A 916-nucleotide genomic window follows, 5' to 3' on the forward strand; every position below is an offset into this window, starting at 1 on the left:
TTACCATAAATCACCATCTCATAAAGTGTGATGCAACAAAGCTATCCCAGTGTCAAGCACTGGGATGACACCCTCCTTATGGGCCAAAATCACAATGTTCGTACAGTTGTGGATTCATTCGCGGTATCTCGGCATAGATTCCGCTAACAAGTAGCGGAATGACGAATTTGTCGTTTTTCAGATTGTCGTAAGTCAGTCTAGCTATAGCATAATGCTATATTAATAAATAATCTATATAATACTATTAAATATAATAATTAAAATCTAAATTACTTTCTCTATAAAAGGAGAAATTTACCTTAATGAAAATACATATATATTTAATATTGTTTTTATTTTTTTCTTGCACTCAACTATATGCTGACGAGGAAATTGCAAAATTTGATTTACTTATTGGCGAGATAAATGAAGCAAGCTTCACTCTTAAAGGTGCAATAAAGGTTACAGTAGAACCAGGCTGGCACATATATTATAAAGATCCTGGAGATTTTGGCCTTCCCACGTCTATTAGTTACAAAGGTAATGCATCAGATATAAATATTCACTGGCCTATTCCAAAGGAACATAAAGATAAAGTAGGGAGAGAGACGTTTGTAAGTAACGTATATGAGGGTATGGTATTATTTCCCTTTAAGATGAATATATTTTTAAATCAAGGGTATATTGACCTTAACTTCCATATAAATTATGCGATATGTAAAGATAGGTGCATCCCTAAAAATGTTGAGATAAAAATCAGGCAACCATTAAAGGATTTTATAGATTCTGATATCAATAAACTTATAAATGAGTGGTATGAAAAATAGAGTTCTCATGTGGTAGGTGTCATTCCAGCCCGTGACACTGGAATGGCTTTGTTGCATCGCTACTTATGAAAGGCTAACTATAATTAGGATTATAAGCAACTTATTGAAAA

General features: G+C 32.9%; 1 protein-coding gene. It reads left to right on the top strand.

Annotated elements, in window-relative coordinates:
• Positions 1–302: 302 nt before the first annotated feature.
• Positions 303–806 carry a protein-disulfide reductase DsbD domain-containing protein gene (locus OZD68_RS00055; RefSeq protein ID WP_155968372.1) on the top strand — a complete coding sequence of 168 codons (504 nt, stop codon included), beginning with the start codon at positions 303–305 and terminating at the stop codon, positions 804–806.
• Positions 807–916: the final 110 nt, after the last annotated feature.

It is taken from the genome of Wolbachia endosymbiont of Drosophila bicornuta, from assembly GCF_028982105.1.
In the GTDB taxonomy this organism is placed as follows: Bacteria; Pseudomonadota; Alphaproteobacteria; order Rickettsiales; family Anaplasmataceae; genus Wolbachia; species Wolbachia pipientis.

Excerpts from the sequence above, each read along its gene's own strand:
- OZD68_RS00055 (WP_155968372.1), top strand. The coding sequence starts at position 303 with ATGAAAATACATATATATTTAATATTGTTTTTATTTTTTTCTTGCACT.